Genomic DNA, 17,761 nt, shown 5'->3' on the forward strand with positions numbered 1-17,761 from the left:
CGAGACCCTGTCGTCAGACCCAGTATCAGAGGACAAAGTATCACGTGATACCCAACGCAATATTCGCAATAAACGAAGCAAACGCAACCGCATCGTGTTACCCATCAACAGGTCCCTGGTGGGCATGGAGCTTGCTTGGTCGCATCACGGACAGGGTTGCCGTGGTGACACCACCGAGAGGGTCTTCATCGTGCCATTCATCGTGGTCTACGACGCATGCGTCCTGCATCCCGCGCCCCTCCGGGATCTCCTCGTCAGGCTGGGACACACCGGCCTCTGCCAGGTGAAGTGGAGCCGTCGAATCCTGGACGAGTGCTTCCACGGCATCTTGAGACATCGGCCCGACCTGACGTCCGAACAGCTCGCGAGCAGCCGGAAACGACTGGAGGAGGCCATTTTCGACGTCGAGGTAACCGGCTACGAGGAGTTCATCGAGGGAATCACCGGCCTGCCGGACCCGAGCGATCGTCACGTGGTCGCCGCCGCCGTGCGCTGTGGCGCCCAGGTCATCGTCACGAGCAACCTCAAGGATTTTCCCAAGCGGGTCCTCGCGCGCTACGGCATGGAGGCGCAATCCCCGGATGACTTCGTCCTCGACCTCATCGATTTGAACGAGGGTGCCGTCCTCCAGGTCATCCGCGCTCAGGCGGCGGTCCTGAAGAATCCACCGAAGCGTCCCTCCAATGTCCTGGACAGCCTGCACCACAATGGACTGGTCCGCTCGGTCGCCCGGCTCCGGGAACTCCTCGACGGCTGAGCGGAAGCCCTACCGTGGCACCGGCACCGTGCCGACCAGTTCCCCCAGGAGCACCCGCTTGTCCGAGCCCGCATAGCGCGCCCGCGTATCGAGCACCAGGCGATGGGCCAGGACTGGCACCGCGAGCGCCTTCAAGTCCTCGGGCAGCACGTAGTCGCGGCCCTGCATCAGCGCCCGTGCCCGCACCATGCGCCCGAACAGGAGCGCCCCTCGCGTGGACACCCCCAGGCGCAGGCTCGGGTGCCCACGCGTCGCCTGCACGAGCCGCAGCAGGTAGTCCGCCACCGACTCCTCCAGCCGGACCTCCTGCACCCGCTCCTGCAACCTCACCACTTCCTCCAGCGAGCACACCGGCCGCAGGTCCTCCAGCGGCGGAGGCCCCGAGCGCGTCATGAGCAGCGCGCGCTCCTCGTCCTCGGGCAGGTAGCCGAGCGAGAGCTGCACGGCGAAGCGATCCAACGAGGCCTCGGGCAGCGGGTAGGTGCCGTGGAACTCCACCGGGTTCTGCGTGGCCAGACACAGGAAGGGCGGCGCGAGCACGTGCGTCTGCCCGTCCACCGTCACCTGCCCCTCGCTGAGGGCTTCCAGGAGCGCGGACTGCGTGCGTGGCGAGGCCCGGTTGATCTCGTCCGCGATGAGCACGTTGGCGAACAGCGGCCCCGGCCGGAAGCGGAACAGGGCCTCCTGCGGCAGGAAGATGGACGAGCCGATGATGTCCGTGGGCAACAGGTCCGGGGTGAACTGCACCCGCTTGAAGGCCCCGCCAATGCCCGAGGCGAGCACCTTGGCGAGCGTCGTCTTGCCCGTGCCCGGCACGTCCTCGAGGAGCACGTGGCCACCGGCCGCCACGGCGCAGACCACCAGCTCCAACGCCTCGCGCTTGCCCCGGATGACACGCTCCAGGTGTTCGACCAGCCGGGACATCAACGCGCGCTCGGAGGCCGCCGACGCGGAGACGGAGGAGCGCGGAACGGGAGAGGAGGACATCATCGGCCGGGTAGCGTAGCAGCCTTGCATCCAAGGACGCGATTTCCCCAGGAGGCCCACAGTGCCTCAACCTCCGTCTGATAGGGGTAACGGCGGCCGATCGAGACATCCCTCGTTCGCGAGCAGCAGCAACAACAGGTCGCCGTCTCCAGCAACCCCGGCGAGCCAGTGCCTGAAGTGCGAACATCGCGACCACGCTCGTCTTCAACGCCGCCATCGACAGGGTCTCGGTGAATATGGAGGGACGGGCAACGCGCTTCCAGCTGCTGGTGGACGTCGGCGAGCGCACGCTCTACCTCGAGCCGCTCGTAGCTCCAGGGGACGGGGAGCGGCGGGGCCCGCAGGTGCGCTACAAGGACGGCGCTTCTCCAGCGTACGCCAGCTTCGCGCTCGTCTCCGCCCCACACGACGGTAGCTCTCCCGCACATTACCGCTCTGCATCCGCACGCCCCCCTTGACAAAGTCCCATCTGTCTATGCTCGGCTATCATCCGCCGACCTCCAGCGCTGAGCAGCCAACCCCATGTCCTTCAACAAACAGTGGAAGCTGGCCTCGTATCTCATCGTCGGGTTCAACGACGCTGTCGCCCGCGAGACCAGCCGCCTTGTCCCCGTGGGCAAGGTGCTCATGCATTTGCCGGACTGGTTGCGTTCGCGAAAACAGACTCTTCAGGAGATCTACGAAGTCCTGGAGCGGAATCAGCCCACGTCCTCCTCAGGAACAAGCAGCGGAAGCCGCGAGAAGCAGCTCACGCAACGCCTCACCGACGCCTTCAAGAACGGCAAGCTGCTGGCGCTCGAACTCGAACCACCCGTCTTTCAAATCCAGGCCGCAAGCACGTCGCCGAGCGCCGTCGCCCTGGAGAAGCAGAAGACGCGGGCTGCGCAGTTCCAGCGGAGCACATCGTCTCAGCGGAGCGCTCCACAGAACGGCAAGGAGGCGTCCCAACCGCAATCCGAGGTGTACGTTGGCCCGTTCAAACTGTTCATCACGGCGGGGATGAACGATCAGAACCTCGTTGTCCATGCGTGCATGCGCGTGTTCAAGCTCGACATGCCTGCTGCTCAACACCTCGTCCATAGCGAGGGCATGTTCGTCAATTTCTCCATCACCAAAGAAAAACGCGCGGCGGGGTTCGTGGAGTTCTTCGTCGAGGCCAGCCTCTACCAGAGGGTGATGTACAGCAAGACCGGCAAGACCTACGGGACAGCCGAGCGCGAGGCGAAGGAGCGCCGACAGCGCTTCAAGGAGAGCTCCAAAACACACCAGCAGCGCATCCGGGAGATCGTGGACCAGGAGTACACGCAGCGCGCCGGGTACAAGCCCGATGGCGCGGAGGGATCGAAGGGGGAGCAGCAGCGCCTCCGGGAGGCCATCGAGGACGATGTCCTCCGCGAGGAGGAGGTTGCGACTGCCGCCGCCAAGGCCCGGCTCGATGCCTTGCCCCAGGACGTCAAGACCCTGTTGCCCGGCGCGGCGACGGCCAAGCCCGAGGACTACGCGCAGCTCACCCGCATCGGAGAGAAGCTCAAGCAGCTAACCCCCGAGGAGCGCGCTCTCTACAGGCTGCTGGCCACCTCGCTCACCAAGGACCTGGACCAGTTCGAAAAAGCGGTGGACACATTCCTCTTCCACCGCAAAGCACTCACCGAGCAGATCGCGGCAGCCACCGCGCAGCAACCCACCGGCGGGCCCACTCTGGAGGACGTGTCGCAGCAGGTCTGGGAGGGCTTCGATACCAGCCAGTTACCCTTACTCAGCGCGAGAGAACGACGCTCGCTCGCCCGCGACCTCTCTTGGAAGCAGTCGAAGGCGCAGCTCAAGCACATGCTCGAACATCCCGGCCAGACGGCGGCGGGGATGGCGCGATCCATGATCCGGCTGGACGAGTTCGCTACCGCCATGGCCGACGACATCCGAGCCGCAGCGGATGGCGACCGCTACGCCTATTCGCGATGGGCCGCGGGGCTCGGCGCGCTCTCTAAAGCCTTGGGCTTAACGGCGGCCGTGCTCGGCACCGTGGCGGCGCTCATCTACGTGGGGCTGCTGTTCATCCCCGGCGTCAACGTGGCCGTGCTCGCCACCACCGCCCTCTACATTGGAGTCGGGATGCTCGTCCTCGGCGGTTGCGAATATGTGCTGCGCATCCAGGCAGCCGGCGAGGCCACCACCGAAGCCTCTTTCCGCGCCGAGGTGGACAAGGCCGCCGAGGTAACCACCAACACCATGGTGGGCGCGGGGATGCTGGGCTCGGGCCTGCTGTTCCGGTTCATCGGTCGGCTCCCGCTGGGAAACCGGCTGCAGAACGTGGGCGCGGTCCTCAAGCGCGCGCGTGAGACGGTGGCGAGGACCCCGCGGGGCCAAGCGTTCATCAAGTGGCGCGCAGACCTGCTCTTCGAGTTGCGCCAGAAACAGGCCGCCATGTGGGCGGCGCTCGGCCAGACGACGAAGATGATGATGGAGCAGGCCAGGGTACTCCAGAGCATCAAGAGCGGCAAGGCGCTCGCGGAGCGTCTCTCCGCCGGAGACCCCGCACTCCTGGAACTCACTGGGCTCACGAAAGAGCAGGGCCGACAATACCAGAAGATCGTCGGGACCCCCGAGGGCCATGCCTCGCTGGAGCGCCTGCGGCAGGAACTGCTCCGGGCCGTGCATGACGCGCCGGCCGCCATGGAGCAGCAGGTCCAGCGACTGGACGCCGAGGTGAAGAAGGCCATCCAGGCGCTCGAGAAGGCGGCGACCGCCGATCAGGCCCAGGCGACCCTTGCGAAGGTGGAGAAGAACCTGGGCGAAGGAGCCGTCGATCAGGCTGCGGCGGACCAGCACGGTCACCTCAAGGAACGCCTGGTGGGCGACGCGCCGGATCCCGAGATCCCTGCGAAACAGTGGCTTGAGCGACTCACCGCGCGCCTGACGCCGAAGGCCAAGAAGGCGCTGGCGGAGCTACGCGAGCAAATGACGGACACGCAGGTCCGCGCCTTGCTGGAGAACGAGGGAGGCAAGGCGTACCTCGAGCGGCAGGCGAAGCTCAAAGAGCTCGCCCGCAAACACGGGACCGACAACCAGGCCGCGACTGCTGCATCCAAGCAGCCGACCATCGATGCAGTGGCCGAAGCAAAGGCCAGCGCCACCCTCGACAAACTTGAGCAGAAGCTCTCGCCGACGGCGCGCGAGCAGTTGCAGTCAATGCGACGCAACTCCGAGTCCGAGCTGAGCATCTGGGCGAACGTTCAGAAACAGGGAGGAGCGAGCTACCTGGAGGGTATGGCCAAGGCGCGAACCAAGGCGAAGACTGCCGACAAGTCCGTGCTGGAGAGGTCAAGCGAGTTCGTCCAGACGTTCAAGAAACAGCTCCTCAAGTACGACTTCCTACGCAGGCGCGAGGTCCGCGACGTCCTCTTGGGGAAGGGGTCAGCCGAGGACAAGCAGCATGGCCTGCGAGGGCTCATCGCCGAGGAGGTGGCTGCCGAAGAGGTGCTCGCGGCGCATGGAGGCAACAATCCCGGCAACGTCCTACACCGCGGCCTCCGAGTCATCCAGGAGCAGAAAGGCTTTCGCTCGGTGGAAGAGTTCCGCGCAGACTTCGCGGCGAAGAACGACGGTAAGGTCTTCGAGGGCGCCTTCCCCAAGTACGGGAAGGTGTACATCAAGGTGGGGGAGATCGACCTCCTGCTGGTCGAAGAGCAGCCCTCCGGCAAGGCGCGCATCCGCTATCGCGAAGAGGTAAAGTCCGGCGCCGGTGACACCCCCGGCAAGGCGCAAAAGCAGCTCGACGAGGTGGGCCGACTGTTCGAGAAAGCCGCTGCGGGCGATGAAACCATCCGGTTCGAACTGCCCGACGGCGTCGACATCACGAAACAGCTCGACCTCGCCAGCGACGCGGCAGCGCTGAAGAAGCACCGCGGCCCTGTCCCTGTTGGCGACCCGAAGAACCAGAAGAGATACAACGAGTCGTTGGGGCTGACCGAAAGTGACCTCAAGAACCTTGCCACGAAGCTCTTCGAGGAATGGCAAGCCCAGCAGCAGAACAATGGCGGCGGTGGCGCCCCCACGCACTGAGTGGAGCACGACGCATGAACCTCTACATCCTTGGACTCGATGAGGGCGAAGCGGACTTCGACCCCCTTCAGAACCCGGCCGGGCTTCGCGACGAGCTTCCCGATGGCTCCCGCTACCTGGACCAAGCATGTCGGCTCCTTGAGCTGGTCAACCCACAGAAGGGCGCGCGCCTGCGTCACATCCTCGAGCACGATCTATTGGAGAACGAGTCGTTCCACCGGCTGATTCCATTGCTGGACCTCGGCCGCATCGTCGACCTGCTGCAGGGCATCGAGGATGACGTGTCAAAGGCGGCGGACGACCGGTGGCAGCTCCGCCCCGGGCCTGCCGCCGCTGTCCTAGCGAAGGCGTCCGGGCTCGTGGACACGTACGATAACAAAGAGGGCCGCACTGTTCAGACACTGTCGAACACCATGAACGCGGTGCTCGCCCTGCGTCAGTTCCTCATCGACGCCCTCGTACGAGGGCTCGAGGTCGCCATCGACTGAGTGTGTGCCTCCAGGGGGCTGCTCCGCCTCTCCACTGGCCCGGTGAACCTGCCCCGTTTGAGTCCCTCTCCCACACTTGGTGCGATCGCCCCTCAGGCGGCGAGCAGCACGCGACAAAGCAGCAAGCGTCCCCGCTCGCGCACCGCAGGGTACGGCCTCTACCGTGAAGGCCCCCTCATCGGCCGCATCACGGACGGAGCGGGACTGCTGGTGACGGGCACGCTGCTCTACGGCCAGCTTTGGACGACCCCTGGCCTGATAGATGAATTCGGCGAGGAGGCCATCATCGGCCGCTACTCACGGGCCGTCCTCCCGAACGGCCAGGAGTACCCGGTATGCATCGCCCTGGGCGGTTCGGACGGTCGCATGCCCCGGGAGCCAAGCGAGAAGCCCGGCACGTTCCGGATGCTGCGGGATTCTCCCATCAGCGCCGTCTGGCGCTGGCCGTGAGCCAGGTCCCCGCCCCCGAGTAGAGTGCGCCCCCTCCATGGCTTCCTCCGTCTCCGTACGCGGCGTGCTCTCGTTGGTGCGCCGCAACGCGGACTACCGCCCCGACTGCTCCTCGCCGCCCTCGTGTCCCTGCTCGGCGATTGGTCGTGTGCGTGCTTCCCGCGCTCGGACTGCTCGCCTCGCTCCAGTGGAAGTCCCCCTGCTCCCGCTCGCCCAGGCGGTGCTCGACACCAGCTGGGGCAGCATGCTCTTCGTCGGCGCGGCGCTCGGAGGCCTGGCCACGCTCGCCCTCGACCGCGAGGCGAGCGTCGCACTATGGGATGCTACTCGGCTCGTTGGTGAAAAGCGCATGGAACAGCGTGGTTTTTGGAGGTTCCAGCAATCCGGCGAAGAGCGGTACAGGCGTTTCCGCGATGTCACGAGGAACGGCGCTGTACCCAAATGCCATCTCAATCGTCCTGGCAACCATCTGGGCTGGGAAATCCATGCTGGATGGAGGCCGCTCGAAGCTTGCCCTTGGATTTTGCAAACGACCATCGGCATAGTCACACTCCACGCCGTACACGAAGTAGACAGGCGCCAAGATGCTCACACATCCCACGACAATCCAGTTGGATGTGGGCACCCTCGCCGCCTCCGGTGGGTAGACGATGCAGCGGAGAGCACCATCACTCGTTGAGCCTGTTTCCCCGGTGATGAAGTTGGGAAGCGCCTCACTCAACTTGTCCCTGAATGAGTACCAGGAGCCCATGTCTTCAATCCTCTGTGACCACAAGGCTTGACGCCGCTCCTCCTCGGGACATGGCTTCAGATTGAAAAGGAAGTCGTTGTTCGAGCTGTAGTATTCTCGAACGATCGCGACGAGTTCTTCTCTTGATGGGGCCATGAAGGACCAAATCGTTCAGAAACCAAGCGCGGGAACACCAAAAACAACCGGCTTCGCCATGGGGTCGCAGATCGCCTTGACTCGCGAACCCAAGACAGCATCTCTCCGTCTCAAATATAAGGACACTCATTCACCCCACCAGGAACGGTTCGAAATCATAGACGCGAACGGGAGGTCATGCTCCTTTTGGACGAACTCATGAGGGGAGGAGCGAGTGGATCCATCCGCGGCAGCAGGGGTTACAGCCGCTCGCCCATTGGACTTGGACGGGCGGCCATCGCCTGCGGGGCACGCGCCGGATAGTGTGCGCCCCCTCCATGGCCTCCTCCGTCTCCGTACGCGGCGTGCTCTCGCTGGTGCGCCGCAACGCGGACTACCGCCGTCTGCTCCTCGCCACCCTCGTGTCCCTGCTCGGCGATTGGTTCGCCTTCGTGGCCATCAGCGGCTTCGTCACCGAGTCCACCGGCAGCCTCGGCGCCTCCGCCGCCGTCTTCGCCGCCAGCGTCCTGCCCGCCAGCCTCCTGTCCCCCGTGGCCGGCCTGCTCGCCGACCGCGTGGACCGCCGGCGGTTGATGATCTCCGTGGACCTCATCCGCGTGCTTCCCGCGCTCGGCCTGCTCGCCTCGCTCCAGTGGCAGTCCCCGGTGCTCGCGCTCGCCTGCGTGGCGCTGCTCTCCGCGCTCTCCTCCTTCTTCGATCCCGTCGCCGAGGCCTCCGTCCCCAACGTCGTCGACCCCGTGGATCTCCCGCTCGCCCAGGCGGTGCTCGGCACGGTCTGGGGCAGCATGCTCTTCGTCGGCGCGGCGCTCGGAGGCCTGGCCACGCTCGCCCTCGGCCGCGAGGCGAGCCTCGTGCTCAACGCCTCCACCTTCCTCGTCTCCGCGCTGCTGCTCCGGGGCATCCGCCGCTCCTTCCAGCGCGCCGACCCGCGCGCCGCCTCGCCCGAGAGCCCCTGGCACCAGCTGCGCGAGGTGTGGCGCACCACCCGGGACAGCCCCGAGACGCGCGCGCTCCTCACCACCAAGGTGGGCGTGGGGCTCGGCAATGGAATCGTGGGGCTGCTGCCCGCCTATGCCGCGAGGACCTTCTCCGCCGGGGACGAGGGCGTGGGCCTGCTGCTCGCCGCGCGGGGCCTGGGCGCGCTGCTCGGCCCCATTCTCGGCCAGCGCTGGGTGGGCCATGACGAGCGCCGGCTGCTCCTGGTGAGCGGCGGCTCCATGGTGGTGTACGGGCTCGCGTACCTGGCGCTGCCCTGGGCCCCGAGCCTGGGATTCGCCGCCGCGTGCGTGCTGCTCGCCCACCTGGGCGGCGGCGCGCAGTGGGTGCTGTCCACCTACGGCTTGCAGCTGGCCACGCCGGACCGGCTGCGCGGCCGGGTGATGGGGCTCGACTTCAGCCTCGCCACGCTGTGCGCGGGAGCCTCCTCGCTCGCCGCCAGCGCCGCCGCCGAGGGCCTGGGGCTCAATGGCGCCTCGTGGGCCCTGGCCGGGGTGTCCCTGCTCTATGGCGTGGGGTGGTTGTGGGCCACCCGGGGCCTGTGGCGAGGCCGCGTGGACGTGCTCAGCGCCTCGCGTCCGCCCGAGCACGCCTGACCCGGGCGGCCGGGCTCACGGAGCGGGAGGCGGAGGCGGGGGCTGAGGCGGCGGCGGCGGCTGCGGCGCGGCGGAGGGAGCGGGGGGCGCCTCCTGCGGCGCGTAGCCTTCCCGCGGCGCATAGTGCGGAGGAGGCGGCGGCGGAGGCGCGTAGCCCCGAGGCGGGCCGTAGCCGTCGCGAGGCCCGTAGTCGTCGCGAGGCCCCTCGGCGCAGCGGTACTCCACCGTGCGCGAGCCGAGCAGGAAGGTGGCCAGGGAGGCTCCGCTCGTCATGCAGGAGTATCGCTCCGCATCGGAGCCACTGCTACACGCCGCCGCGCCCACCAGGCCGCCCGCGAGGCCCAGGCCGAAGCCAATGAGCCAATCCGTGCCACTCATGCGGCTCTCCGCCCGGGCCAATCCGTGGCGGCACTCGCGCCCCGCGGGCGAGGACAGCGGCACGAGGCCGGCGATGGTGAACCACTGCCGGTCCGAGTACTCCCGGCCCTCGGCCCGTTGGTCCGTGACGATCTTCGTGTGGTAGCACCCCACCTGGCTCGCCAGCACGGTGACGGCGGCGGCCATGGTCCCATAGCGCTTCAACATGATGAGTCTCCTTGGAAGGGGGCCCAGGCGATCGCGCTTGGCCCGTCCGCGTACGGACTCGAGTTCCCCCCCGGGGCGGGATTTAGCGAATCTCCTCCGGGGACGCCATCCCCCTTTCGGAGGACGCCTTGCCGGAGCGCTGGGACAACAATCCGTCGATGGCCGTGACGATGAAGCCCATCACCACGAGGAAGATGCCCGCGTCGAAGACGACGGCGGTGTGCAACTCCACCGTGCCGAAGTGGGCGACGGGCCGGCCGGGGCGAGGGAAGTGCGTGACGGGGGGGTAGCCGCCCAGCCAGGGCACGAAGGCCACGCCCAGGAGCAGCAACAGCCCCACTCCGGCCACCTGGGGCGCGTAGCGGACACCGGGCAGCCGCCGCGCCGCGTCTCGCCCGCTCGCCACGTATTGCAGGAGCACCGCCAGCGCCGCGAGCACCCCCGCGCCGAAGCTGTCACCCGCCTCCACGTAGCCCTTGAGCCATACCGCCACCGCCACCACGAGCGCGGGCGGCAACAGCATGCGCGACACGGATTGGATGAAGGCGTTGTTCATTCCGCGCGCTCCCCCGACAGCAGGTGCATCACCCCGAGCAGCACCACCACCATCACCGACGTCTCGCCCACGGTGTCCAGGCCGCGGAAGTCCGCGATGATGGCGGACACCACGTCCTTCGCATGCGCCGACTCCGTCAGGGCGATGTGCCGCGTCATCACGCGCTCCTCGCTCAGGTGGGACAGCGCGTTCCACGTCATGGCCATGGCGCTGCCGCCCGCCACCGCGCTGTAGAGCCAGTCGCGCCACCTCGGCCGCGTGGCCTCCGACTGCGCCCGCTCGCGGCTGCGGCGCGGCAGCCGCGACAGGAGCGCCACGAAGAGGAGCGTGAAGGTCGTCTCCACCAGCACGGCGGTGAAGGCCACGTCCGGCGCCGCCGCGAAGGAGAACACCGCCGCGAGGCTGAAGCCCACGCACGAGAGCACCATCACCAGGTGGAGGTGGTTGCCCGCCCCGAGCGCCGCCACCGCCGCCCCGGCCGCGATGAGCAACCCCATCAACAGGGGCACATCCGCCCGGCCCAGGGGCCCCACGACGAAGAGCGGCCCCTCGGACGGGGTGAACAGCAACGCCGCCAGGCCCAGGAGGCCCGCGGGCACCAGCACCGCCGCCACCCGGTCTCGCAAGTCCCGCACCTCCAGGTTGCGCAGGGCATCCGACAGCGCATCCGCCCGGGACAGCACCTCGCCGTACACCCGCTCCGCGCCCACCCGGCTCGCCGCGTGGATGAGCTTCACCAGCCCCGCCTCCCACCGGTGCCGCGTGGCCACCAGCGCCGCCCCCAGCGTCCACGCGCCCAGGGCGAGCAGGTTCTCCACCCGCGCGTCCAGGTGGTAGCCGAGCGACACCTCCACCGCGTGTCCCTTCATCTCCCCGCCCGCGGCCGAAGCCAGCCAGGACAGGGGCTCGAGCCACACGCCACCCAGGAGCGTGGCCGCGCCCAGCACGCCCACCGGCCACACGAGCCCCCCGGGGGCCCGGGGGCCCACGCCGCGCGGCTCGCCGAGGAACAGGCGCACCCACAACCGCCCCGTGTAGCCGAGCGTCAGCGCCGCGCCGAGCACGCCGGCCGCGCCCCAGAAGGGCCCCCGCGCCGCGAGCGCATGGAAGAAGAGCTCGTCCTTGAAGAAGCCCACCGTGAGCGGCAGGCCTCCGAGCCCCGCGGCGGCCACGGCGCTCGTGCCCGCGAGCCACGGCTGCGAGCGCGCGAGGCCCCCCAGGTCCGACAGCGAGTCCTTGCCCGTGGCCTCGGTGATGGCGCCCACGGTGAGGAAGAGCGCCGCCTTGCACAGGCCGTGGGCCAGCACATAGAAGGGCGCGCCGTCTCCGCCCAGGCCCACCAGCACCAGCACATAGCCGTACTGGGCGATGGTGGAATAGGCCAGCACCCGCTTGAGCCGCCGCGCCCCGAGCGAGAAGAGGCTGCCCATCCCCATGGACAGGAGCCCCACCCCCGCGAGCCCGTGGAGCACCCGGGGCTCCAGCGCGAAGAGGGGAAAGAAGCGCTGGAGCACGAACACGCCCGCGGCCACCATGGCGGCCGAGTGCAGGTAGGCGGACACCGGCGTGGGCGCCGCCATGGCGCGCGGCAGCCAGAAGTGGAAGGGCACCTGGGCGCTCTTACCCAGCGCGCCCACCGCCAGGAGCATGAGCGCCGCGGTGAGGCGCGGCCCCGGCCCCACGCGCGAGGCCAGGTCCGTGAGCTCGTCCAGGGCGAAGGTGCCGTAGGTGACGCCCAGCAGCACCACCCCTCCGAGCAACACCACCGAGGTGCTCCCCGTGACGATGAGCGCCAGGAGCGCCGCGGAGCGCGACTCCACGCGCCCGCGGTCGTAGCCGATGAGGAAGTACGAGGCCACCGTCGTCAGGTCCAACGCGATGACGAGCAGCAGCGCGTCGCGCGCCATGACGAGCAGCAACATGGCCGCCATGAAGGTGAGGATCCACGCATGCAGGCGCACCTCGTCGTGGCGGGGCCGGCGCTGCTCCTCCAGGTAGTGCGGCATGTACACGCGCGCGTAGAGGAGGATGAGCAGGCCCACCCCGAGGATGAGCACGCCATACAGAATGGAGAGCCCATCCAGCGCGAGCGCCAGACGCACGTGCCAGGTGGGAATCCAATCGACGGACACCTGGGCGGGGCCCTCGTGCACGCTCCACGCGAAGGCGGCGAGCGCTCCCGCCGTGCCGAGCGCCCCCACCCCTCCGCTCCAGGAGGGACGCCACCGGCCCACACCCAGGACGAGCGGCACGCTCAGCACGACGAGCAACAGGGGAAGCACCACGGTCATCACGGGCCCACGACTCACAAAGGAAAGAAGAGGCCCCCGAGGTTAGGCGCGTGAGGCGCGGCCGCGGCCCGCTTCTCCTCGCGCGCGTGTGGTGGTGGACACGCCGAGGGCCCGCACCAGGCGGTCCAGCATCCGCAGCTGCGCGTCCTCCAGGCTGATGGCCGAGTGGAGCAGGCGGCGCAGCCTCGGCGAGTCCGCCCCGAGCCCCAGCAGCTCGTCCGAGCCGATGCCCAACGTCACGCACAACCGCCGCAGGACCGGGAGGCTCGGGAAGCGCTCGCCGCGCTCGATGCGGCCATACGTCGCGAGCGACACCCCCACCCGGCGCGCCACCTCGCCCGGGCCGAGCGCCGCGCGCTCACGAGCGGCCCTCACACGCGCGCCAAGACTCTTGCGCAGGGGACGTTCAACACGGACCAAGGGCATGACGCGGGGGCCTCCAGGATGGGCGCACGGGGGGACGAGGAAAGCCGCTCCACCATACCGACTTGATAAGTCCTGTCAATGCTCCCTACTGATTCCGGGAGTCACCCCGAGAATCGCACCCTCTAGAGGTAGTGTGGCGGAGCCATCCGCATTGTCCGAAAGGAGCGGATGCCCCGCGCTCCGGGACACTAGAGCCGGTGGGGAGCCCCGGAAGGCGAACCTTGCCCGCGCATCACGGCATCCCCTGATACCTCACGACTGTGGAGCAGGGGACGTGCCGCGCAGGGCGGATGCGAACAGGGGGGTGTCCGTCCATGCACCTCGTTTCTATGTTGGGGCACCTCGCGACTCCCACTACTGGAGGACTCCGCCATGCATCACGACATCCAAGCGACCCCTGCCTCGCCGGGAGCGGACCTCGCCGAGCAGCACGACAGCTTCCAGCCCTGGTCCGAGCCCGTGACGGTCGTGGTGACCCAGGCCTTCGGGCCCGAGGGGCACAACCTGGTGGGCTATTCGGACGTGACGTTCAACGGACACCCCGCCATCACCGTGCTCGTGCGCACCCCCGAGGGGCGCGAGGGGCTCGTGCACCTGTCCCCCATCTATGGAGACCGGCGCAAGCAGGGCTTCACCGACATCGCCCCGGGCACGCGCTGCACCCTCTGCTGCCCCGCCACCGGGAAGCCGCTGGAGAAGCTGGGCCCCGTGGATGATGGCAGCGGCGCGGACTATTACGCCCTCTACCTGACCTCCCGGCTCATCAAGGGCCACGCCGTCGCCCTCTCGGACGTGTGGGACCACCACCACTCGCGCATCGTGGACGACGACGCCGTCATCTCCTACTGGGCCCAGACGCACCCCATCTAGGTGCGCGAGGGGCCCCGCGGGCCGGGCTCGGGCAGGAGCCCCGCCAGCTCGTCGCCCATCGTCCCCAGCCGCCGCGCCGTCGCCGACAGGTCCGTGCCCATGCGCACGTACGTGTCCACCAACTCCAAGAGCGTCGCGCACGCCTGGGAGATGTGCGCCGTCTGCTCCGCCTGACGCTCGGCCTCGCCGGAGCTCTTCTCCATCAGCTTCTGATTCTGCTGCACCGTCTCGCGGATGGAGCGCAGCGTGGTGCGCGCCGACTCCAGCAGCGGCGTGAAACGCTCGCTCGTCTCGCGGATGAGCCCCACGGCGTGCAGCGTCTCCGACATCTGCCCCGTCACCCCGCCCATCACCTCGCTGATGCGCGCCGAGGAACGGCCCGACTCCGCCGCCAGCTTGCTCACCTCCCGCGCCACCACCGCGAAGCCCCGGCCATGCTCGCCCGCGCGCGCCGCCTCGATGCCCGCGTTGAGCGCGAGCATGTTCGTCGCCGCCGCCATCTCCTGGATGGTCTCCACGAAGCCGTGGATGCGGTCCGAGCTCTCCTCCAGCTTCTGCACGCTCAGCGCGCTGCGCCCCACCGCGTGTCCGATGGCCGACAGGCCCGACTCCAGGCCATTCACCAGCCCGTCCACCTCGCCCGTGTAGCGCTGGGCCTCGTCCGCCTGGGTGGCGCTCGCGCGCGAGTGGCGGAAGAGCGCCCCGGCCGCGCTGGCCATCTGCTCGCTCGCCGAGGAGATGCGCAGCGCCGCGACGCGCACGAGCGCCGCCTGCTCGGCCATGTCCTCGAGCGTGGAGGACAGCACGAGCGCGGAGTCCGCCAGGACGCGCCCCGTCTGGACGACCCGGCCCCGCGAGCGCTCCAGTTCCGCGAGCGTCCGGGTGGTGTCCCGCCGCAGGTGGAAGTTGCGGATGTGGCTCGCCCGCAGGGACTCGAGCGCCAGGGCCCCGAGCACCGCCGCGAGCAGCACGGGCGCGTCCGTCACGAACTGCGCCGTCAGGGACACCGTGGACCACACGGCGGTGAACAGCCCGTGCATCAGGGCGAACAGCGCGTAGAAGCCGAAGCGCTCCGAGCGCCCCGACGGCATGAGCGAGGGCGCGAGCAGCAGATCGATCAGCAGGCCCACCGCGTGGTAGCGCGTGCCCGACAGCCCCAGCCGGTGGAAGGCCCACTCATTGCCGAGCGCGAAGAGCGCCGTGGCCCAGAACATGACGGTGGGCAGCACCGCGCGGCTCATGCGCTCGCCCGCCGCCAGCACCGCCAGGGGCAGGAGTCCCCAGGGCAGCCGCACGAGCGCGGCCACGCCCCAGACCGCGTCGTCCGGCATCCGCCCATGCACCTGCACCCCATTCATGTGCAGGACGTCCAGGAGGAACCACAGGGGGGTGAGTCCCAGTCCGAGCCACGCGAGCTGGCTCAGCCGCGCGGGCGCGCGCTCCCACTGGAAGTCGCGGTAGGTCTCCATCGTCGGGCGGGGGGAGGAATGGGGGGTTTCCATAGGCACCGCGAGCCGCACCGTATCAGACGCGGCGGGACTCCCGGCGGTGCCATTCGCCCGCCCGCCCGTCTACACCATGGGCAAGGCCCGCTCGGGCGAGCCCGAGGGAAAAGCCGCCTCCAGCCGGGAGAGTTCCTCGGAGGTGAGCCGCAGCCGGGCCGCGGCCGCGTTGTCCCGGGTATGCGCCTCGCGGCTCGCCTTGGGAATGGCGAAGAGCGGAGCCCTCCGCGTCAGGAAGGCGAGCGCCACCTGCCGCGTGCTCACGCCATGCGCCCGCGCCACCTCCGCCAGCACCCGCCCATCCTCGCTCTCGGGCTCGGGGAAGTCCCCGCTGCCAAAGGGGCTGTAGCCCACGAGCGCCACCCCGTGCCGCTCACACCACGGCAGCACCCGGTGCTCGATGTGCCGCTCGCGCAGGTGGTAGAGGACCTGATTGCACGCGATGCGCCCCGGCCCCGCGATCGCCAGCGCCTCCTCCAACTCCTCCACGTCGAAGTTGCTCACGCCCCACGAGCGGATCTTCCCGTCCGCCTGGAGGCGCTCGAAGGCGCGCACCGTGTCCTCCAGGGGGTGGGCTCCGGGCCAGTGCAGCAGGTAGCAATCGAGCCGGTCCGTCCTCAGCCGCTTGAGGCTGCGCTCGCATGCCTGGAGGGTGCCCGCGTAGGTGGCGTTGCTCGGCATCACCTTGGAGACGAGGAACACCTCGTCGCGCCGTCCGGCGAGCGCCTCGCCCACCCACGTCTCCACCTCGCCGTAGCCGTACAGCTCGGCCGTGTCCACGTGGGTGAGGCCCAGCTCCACGCCCACCTGGAGCGCGCGCAGGGCCTCGGCGCGGGCATCGCCCTCCATCTGCCAGGTGCCCTGACCCAGCACCGGTACCCCCATTCCCGTGGAACCCCAGACGCGCTTCTCCATGTGATTCCCCTCGTCGCCTCGCTCGTCGTCTCCATGGGCGTCAACCCCCGGGATACCCGGTCGAGTCCCCGGACCGCCCCCACCGACCATTCCCCGCCTGGCGCGGCCCGGCCTCCCGCGTTAGCACAGCGCCTCCCCCTGTTCTCACGCGGAGTCATCGCCCCATGCCCCTCCACCACTATGTCACCCTGGGTCGCTCCGGCCTGCGCGTCAGCCCCCTGTGCCTCGGAGCCATGACCTTCGGGGACGACTTCGGCTGGGGCTCGAACATCCAGGACACCCAGGCCATCATCGACCGCTACCTGGCTCTGAGTGGCAACTTCATCGACACGGCGAACATCTACACCCTGGGCCACTCCGAGCGCATCCTCGGAGACCACCTGGGGAGGGACCCGTCCAAGCGGGACCGGGTCGTCCTGGCCACCAAGTTCTTCGGCAACCTGACGCCGGGAGACCCCAACGGAGGGGGTGCGGGCGCCAAGGCGCTCCTGGCCTCCACCCACGAGTCCCTGCGTCGCCTACGCACGGACTACATCGACCTCTTGTGGATGCACTGCCACGACCAGCACACGCCCATCGAGGAGACGATGCGCGCCCTGGATGACCTCGTGCGAGCGGGCAAGGTGCGCTACATCGGCTTCTCCGACACGCCCGCGTGGAAGACGGCCCAGGCGCAGCTCATCGCGCACTTCCGCGGCTGGACGCCGCTCATCGCCCTTCAAATCGAATACTCGCTCATCGAGCGCACCGTGGAGGGCGAGCTGATTCCCATGGCGCGCGAGCTAGGACTGGGCGTCACCCCCTGGAGCCCGCTCAAGGGCGGGGTGCTCAGCGGCAAGTACACGCGGGAGAACGCGGGACAGGTGAAGGCCGCCCGGGGCGCCTGGACCGAGTCCGCCCTCACCGAGCGCGCCTACGCCATCATCGACGTGCTGCAGCGCGTGGCGAAGGAGACCGACAGCACGCCGGCCCACGTGGCGCTCGCCTGGGTGCAGAACCGTCCGGGCGTCACCTCCACCATCATCGGCGCGCGCACGATGCAGCAGTTGGAAAGCAACCTGGCCGCCCTGGACGTGAAGCTCACCCCCGAGCAGACCGCCGCGCTCGACGCCGTCTCCCAGCCCACGCTGAACTTCCCCGCCGGCTTCCTCCAGGGCGCGCCCACCTTCATGCACGGCGGCATCACCGTGAACGGCATCAGCGCTCCGCCCTCGACCCTGCTCGTGAGGAAGGAGCCGCGGAAATAAAACTTCTGACCTGAGGCACCCGCCCAACGCCAAGTGGCCATTATTCCGCCAAGGCTGTAACTCCTTTGGAGCGACGTTGACGACTCTTCATGGGTCGCCCGCATACAGGCGGAATTGGTGCGGGTGTGGTGCGGCCATGCTATCGGTTGC

At 68.8% G+C, this 17,761-nt stretch carries 16 protein-coding genes; 8 read left to right on the forward strand and 8 right to left on the reverse strand.

Translation table 11 applies throughout. The features are described 5' to 3' along the window. Positions 1 to 190: 190 nt before the first annotated feature. Entirely contained in the window at positions 191 to 757 is a 567-nt protein-coding gene (locus MEBOL_RS16220; RefSeq protein WP_218920914.1) for a PIN domain-containing protein, read from the forward strand. Between the two features lie 9 nt (positions 758 to 766). Here the strand turns inward: MEBOL_RS16220 and MEBOL_RS16225 are convergent, their stop codons facing one another. Continuing rightward, complete coding sequence (locus MEBOL_RS16225; RefSeq protein ID WP_218920915.1) at positions 767 to 1,774, reverse strand: AAA family ATPase; 1,008 nt, start codon at positions 1,772 to 1,774, stop codon at positions 767 to 769. Positions 1,775 to 1,929: 155 nt separating this feature from the next. Here MEBOL_RS16225 and MEBOL_RS44080 point away from each other — a divergent pair, with 155 nt between their 5' ends. The 4 genes from MEBOL_RS44080 to MEBOL_RS16245 all read left to right on the forward strand — a co-directional run bounded on the left by MEBOL_RS44080 (position 1,930) and on the right by MEBOL_RS16245 (position 6,741). After that, positions 1,930 to 2,202, forward strand: coding sequence for a DUF2381 family protein (locus MEBOL_RS44080; protein ID WP_095978289.1), 273 nt, complete (start codon positions 1,930 to 1,932; stop codon positions 2,200 to 2,202). A 64-nt stretch (positions 2,203 to 2,266) separates the two neighbouring features. Further along, complete coding sequence (locus MEBOL_RS16235; protein ID WP_095978290.1) at positions 2,267 to 5,803, forward strand: coiled-coil domain-containing protein; 3,537 nt, start codon at positions 2,267 to 2,269, stop codon at positions 5,801 to 5,803. A gap of 14 nt (positions 5,804 to 5,817) precedes the next feature. Next, positions 5,818 to 6,291: a hypothetical protein gene (locus MEBOL_RS16240; protein WP_095978291.1), complete on the forward strand. Its 474-nt coding sequence runs from the start codon at positions 5,818 to 5,820 to the stop codon at positions 6,289 to 6,291. A 57-nt stretch (positions 6,292 to 6,348) separates the two neighbouring features. After that, a complete protein-coding gene (locus MEBOL_RS16245; protein ID WP_157775026.1) occupies positions 6,349 to 6,741 on the forward strand; it encodes a hypothetical protein in 393 nt (130 codons plus the stop codon). A gap of 313 nt (positions 6,742 to 7,054) precedes the next feature. Here the strand turns inward: MEBOL_RS16245 and MEBOL_RS16250 are convergent, their stop codons facing one another. Next, a complete protein-coding gene (locus MEBOL_RS16250; protein WP_157775028.1) occupies positions 7,055 to 7,627 on the reverse strand; it encodes a hypothetical protein in 573 nt (190 codons plus the stop codon). Positions 7,628 to 7,944: 317 nt separating this feature from the next. Here MEBOL_RS16250 and MEBOL_RS16255 point away from each other — a divergent pair, with 317 nt between their 5' ends. Then, a complete protein-coding gene (locus MEBOL_RS16255) occupies positions 7,945 to 9,219 on the forward strand; it encodes an MFS transporter (protein ID WP_095978294.1) in 1,275 nt (424 codons plus the stop codon). A gap of 15 nt (positions 9,220 to 9,234) precedes the next feature. On the opposite strand, the gene MEBOL_RS42145 is transcribed toward MEBOL_RS16255, so the two are convergent. From MEBOL_RS42145 to MEBOL_RS16275, 4 genes are all read right to left on the reverse strand, one after another. Then, on the reverse strand, positions 9,235 to 9,804 hold the full coding sequence (locus MEBOL_RS42145) for a hypothetical protein (protein ID WP_095978295.1): 570 nt from the start codon (positions 9,802 to 9,804) through the stop codon (positions 9,235 to 9,237). A gap of 82 nt (positions 9,805 to 9,886) precedes the next feature. Further along, positions 9,887 to 10,360: an MnhB domain-containing protein gene (locus tag MEBOL_RS16265; RefSeq protein WP_095978296.1), complete on the reverse strand. Its 474-nt coding sequence runs from the start codon at positions 10,358 to 10,360 to the stop codon at positions 9,887 to 9,889. After that, positions 10,357 to 12,651 (reverse strand): hydrogen gas-evolving membrane-bound hydrogenase subunit E, encoded by a 2,295-nt coding sequence (gene mbhE / locus MEBOL_RS16270; protein ID WP_095978297.1) that lies wholly within the window; start codon positions 12,649 to 12,651, stop codon positions 10,357 to 10,359. The genes MEBOL_RS16265 and mbhE overlap by 4 nt, the downstream gene beginning before the upstream one ends. A gap of 42 nt (positions 12,652 to 12,693) precedes the next feature. Beyond that, positions 12,694 to 13,077, reverse strand: coding sequence for a helix-turn-helix transcriptional regulator (locus MEBOL_RS16275; RefSeq protein WP_095978298.1), 384 nt, complete (start codon positions 13,075 to 13,077; stop codon positions 12,694 to 12,696). 372 nt (positions 13,078 to 13,449) lie between these two features. Between MEBOL_RS16275 and MEBOL_RS16280 the strand changes: the two genes are divergently transcribed. Further along, positions 13,450 to 13,947, forward strand: coding sequence for a nitroreductase family protein (locus MEBOL_RS16280; protein WP_095978299.1), 498 nt, complete (start codon positions 13,450 to 13,452; stop codon positions 13,945 to 13,947). Here the strand turns inward: MEBOL_RS16280 and MEBOL_RS43655 are convergent. Further along, positions 13,944 to 15,449, reverse strand: a complete 1,506-nt coding sequence (locus MEBOL_RS43655; protein ID WP_095978300.1) for a methyl-accepting chemotaxis protein — start codon at positions 15,447 to 15,449, stop codon at positions 13,944 to 13,946. The two genes, MEBOL_RS16280 and MEBOL_RS43655, sit on opposite strands and share 4 nt — an antisense overlap. Before the next feature lie 69 nt (positions 15,450 to 15,518). Further along, positions 15,519 to 16,364, reverse strand: a complete 846-nt coding sequence (locus tag MEBOL_RS16290; RefSeq protein ID WP_095978301.1) for an aldo/keto reductase — start codon at positions 16,362 to 16,364, stop codon at positions 15,519 to 15,521. 164 nt (positions 16,365 to 16,528) lie between these two features. Between MEBOL_RS16290 and MEBOL_RS16295 the strand changes: the two genes are divergently transcribed. After that, complete coding sequence (locus MEBOL_RS16295; protein ID WP_095978302.1) at positions 16,529 to 17,611, forward strand: aldo/keto reductase; 1,083 nt, start codon at positions 16,529 to 16,531, stop codon at positions 17,609 to 17,611. Positions 17,612 to 17,761: the final 150 nt, after the last annotated feature.

This window comes from Melittangium boletus DSM 14713, from assembly GCF_002305855.1.
GTDB lineage: Bacteria > Myxococcota > Myxococcia > Myxococcales > Myxococcaceae > Cystobacter > Cystobacter boletus.

Bases quoted from the DNA above. Each gene is read 5' to 3' on its own strand.
- MEBOL_RS16225 (WP_218920915.1), bottom strand. From the start codon at position 1,774: ATGCAAGGCTGCTACGCTACCCGGCCGATGATGTCCTCCTCTCCCGTT.
- MEBOL_RS16235 (WP_095978290.1), top strand. From the start codon at position 2,267: ATGTCCTTCAACAAACAGTGGAAGCTGGCCTCGTATCTCATCGTCGGG.
- MEBOL_RS16240 (WP_095978291.1), top strand. From the start codon at position 5,818: ATGAACCTCTACATCCTTGGACTCGATGAGGGCGAAGCGGACTTCGAC.
- MEBOL_RS16250 (WP_157775028.1), bottom strand. From the start codon at position 7,627: ATGGCCCCATCAAGAGAAGAACTCGTCGCGATCGTTCGAGAATACTAC.
- MEBOL_RS16255 (WP_095978294.1), top strand. From the start codon at position 7,945: ATGGCCTCCTCCGTCTCCGTACGCGGCGTGCTCTCGCTGGTGCGCCGC.
- MEBOL_RS42145 (WP_095978295.1), bottom strand. From the start codon at position 9,804: ATGTTGAAGCGCTATGGGACCATGGCCGCCGCCGTCACCGTGCTGGCG.
- MEBOL_RS16265 (WP_095978296.1), bottom strand. From the start codon at position 10,360: ATGAACAACGCCTTCATCCAATCCGTGTCGCGCATGCTGTTGCCGCCC.
- mbhE (WP_095978297.1), bottom strand. From the start codon at position 12,651: ATGACCGTGGTGCTTCCCCTGTTGCTCGTCGTGCTGAGCGTGCCGCTC.
- MEBOL_RS16275 (WP_095978298.1), bottom strand. From the start codon at position 13,077: ATGCCCTTGGTCCGTGTTGAACGTCCCCTGCGCAAGAGTCTTGGCGCG.
- MEBOL_RS16280 (WP_095978299.1), top strand. From the start codon at position 13,450: ATGCATCACGACATCCAAGCGACCCCTGCCTCGCCGGGAGCGGACCTC.
- MEBOL_RS43655 (WP_095978300.1), bottom strand. From the start codon at position 15,449: ATGGAAACCCCCCATTCCTCCCCCCGCCCGACGATGGAGACCTACCGC.
- MEBOL_RS16290 (WP_095978301.1), bottom strand. From the start codon at position 16,364: ATGGAGAAGCGCGTCTGGGGTTCCACGGGAATGGGGGTACCGGTGCTG.
- MEBOL_RS16295 (WP_095978302.1), top strand. From the start codon at position 16,529: ATGCCCCTCCACCACTATGTCACCCTGGGTCGCTCCGGCCTGCGCGTC.